Here is a 2,434-nt window from a genome sequence, read left to right as displayed (position 1 = left end):
GCCGTGGAGCGTCTTGACCCCGCGTCCGGCGTCCTCGCCCAGGCCGTCTGGGTAGACGCGGGCCCCGCACGCACGGGCCGCGTCATCCTGGTGGTCCACCACCTCGTGGTGGACGGAGTCTCCTGGCGGGTGCTGGTGCCGGACCTGCGGGCGGCCTGCGAGGCGGCGGCCGCCGGGCGCACACCGGCACTCGACCCGGTCGGCACGTCGTTCCGCCGCTGGGCGCAGCTGCTCACGGCCGAGGCCACCAGTGAGCGCAGGACCGCCGAACTGGACGACTGGCTCGCCCTGCTCGGCAAACCCCAACCCCCGCTCGGCCGACGGGAACTGGACCCCGGCCTGGACACCGTACGCACCCTGCGCCACCACACCTGGACGCTGCCGCCCGAGCAGGCGGCCACCCTGGTGGGCAAGGCCCCGGCCGCCTTCCACTGCGGGGTCGACGACATCCTCCTCGCGACCCTCGCGGGGGCGGTGGCGCACTGGCGGCCCGAGACCGCCGCAGGGCTCCTGGTCGACGTCGAAGGGCACGGCCGTGAGCCCATGGAGGGCGCCGATCTGCTGCGCACGGTCGGCTGGTTCACCAGCGTGCGACCGGTCCGCCTGGAGGTGGGCGCTGCGCAGTTGGACGCCGCTATGGCAGGCGGCGAGGCTGCCGGTAACTTGGTGAAGGCCGTCAAGGAACAGGCCCGGGCGGTGCCCGGGGACGGCCTCGGTCATGAGCTGTTGCGTCATCTCAACCCCGTGACGGGCCCGGTACTCCACGCCGCGCCGGCCGCGCAGATCGGCTTCAACTACCTGGGCCGGTTCGCGGCGGGCGGCGGTGCGGACGGTGGCACCGGCACGGGTCCGGCCGGACCGTGGCAGCTGGCCGGCGAGACCGCGATCGGCGGCTCGGTCGACCTGGGCATGCCCGCCACACATGCCGTGGACGCGGGCGCCGTGGTGCGGGACACCGCCGACGGGCCCGAGCTGACGCTCACGCTGAGCTGGGCGAGCCGGCTGCTGGAGGAGGCCGAGGCGCGGCGGCTCGGAGCCACCTGGCTGAAGATGCTCGACGGCCTCGCCGGTCACACCACCGACCCCACGGCGGGCGGACACACCCCGTCCGACTTCCGCCTCCTGAACCTCGCACAACACCAGATCGACGAACTCGAAGCCGGATTCACCGGCGAGCAGTCATAGCCGAGCCATCAGGGCACCGGACGCCGGCAGGCACCGGACGTCGTGAGCCGACAGGCACCAGCCGTTGTGAGGAGACAGAGCGATGACCCGACCCCGATCCCTCGTCGAGGACGTGTGGCCCCTGTCGCCGTTGCAGGAGGGCATGCTGTTCCACGCCTCCTTCGACGACCAGGGTCCGGACGTCTACACCGTGCAGTCCGCGGTGGACGTCAACGGCCCGCTGGACACGGATCGGCTGCGGACGTCGTGGCAGGCCCTGCTGGCCCGGCACGCCGCGCTGCGCGCCTGCTTCCGGCCGGTCACCGGCGCGCACATGGTGCAGGTCATCCCCCGCGAGGTCGTGCTGCCCTGGCACGAGGCGGACGTCTCCGGACTCGCGGAGCCCGAGGCCCTCGCGGAGATCGACCGGCTGGCCGCGCGGCAGCGGGCGGAACGCTTCGACCTCACGGTCCCGCCCCTGCTGCGCCTCCTCCTCGTCAAGCTCGGCGAGAACCGGCACCGCCTGGTCATGACGCTCCATCACATCCTGTTGGACGGCTGGTCGATGCCCGTCCTGCTGGGCGAGCTTTCGGCGACGTACGCGGCCGGGGGCACCACCTCCGCGCTCAAGCGGGTCGCGCCCTACGGCGAGTACGTGGCCTGGCTGGGCCGCCAGGACAAGGAGGCCGCGTCGGCCGCGTGGCGGGCCGAGCTGTCCGGGGTCGACGGCTCGACGCTCGTGGCACCGGCGGACCCCGGCCGTACGCCCGTGCTCCCCGAGCAGGTGCACGCCACCATCTCCGCCGAACTCGCGGATTCGCTCTCGGAGTTGGCGCGTGGCAGGGGGCTGACGCTGAACACGGTCGTCCAGGGGGCGTGGGCGCTGGTCCTCGCTCGCCTCGCGGGCCGTACCGACGTGGTGTTCGGCGCGACCGTCGCCGGACGTCCCGCCGAACTGCCCGGTGTGGAGTCCATGGTCGGCCTCTTCATCAACACCCTGCCGGTGCGCGTGCCGCTCGACGGCGGGCAGCCGGTCGCGGAGATGCTTGCGCGGCTCCAGGAGCGCCAGTCCGCGCTCATCCCCCATCAGCACGTGGGGCTCGCGGAGGTCCAGAAGCTCGCGGGCGCCGCGGCCGTCTTCGAATCAGCTTGAGCTGGAGCAGCGAGGCGTAGTCGTTGCGGGCCAGGCCCGTCATGTGCGCCAGGTGCAGCGCCTCGGTGACCTCGCCGTACACGTCGAGCTGGAGCTGGTGGGCGGCGCCGTTGCCCG

At 73.3% G+C, this 2,434-nt stretch carries 2 protein-coding genes; both read left to right on the top strand.

What is annotated here, in order from left to right; genetic code table 11:
* Positions 1 to 1,185 (top strand): condensation domain-containing protein (locus tag GKQ77_RS31580; protein WP_258022304.1); only part of this gene is annotated, 1,185 nt, incomplete at its 5' end.
* Between the two features lie 82 nt (positions 1,186 to 1,267).
* Positions 1,268 to 2,317: a condensation domain-containing protein gene (locus tag GKQ77_RS34030; RefSeq protein WP_219692541.1), complete on the top strand. Its 1,050-nt coding sequence runs from the start codon at positions 1,268 to 1,270 to the stop codon at positions 2,315 to 2,317.
* The last annotated feature ends 117 nt before the right edge of the window (positions 2,318 to 2,434 follow it).

The organism is Streptomyces anatolicus, from assembly GCF_019400875.1.
In the GTDB taxonomy this organism is placed as follows: domain Bacteria; phylum Actinomycetota; class Actinomycetes; order Streptomycetales; family Streptomycetaceae; genus Streptomyces; species Streptomyces anatolicus.
The sequence above is the reverse complement of the archived record's forward strand: the minus strand, read 5'-3'. Positions and strand labels throughout refer to the sequence as shown.

Coding starts and splice junctions, on each gene's coding strand:
- GKQ77_RS34030 (WP_219692541.1), top strand. CDS start 1,268: ATGACCCGACCCCGATCCCTCGTCGAGGACGTGTGGCCCCTGTCGCCG.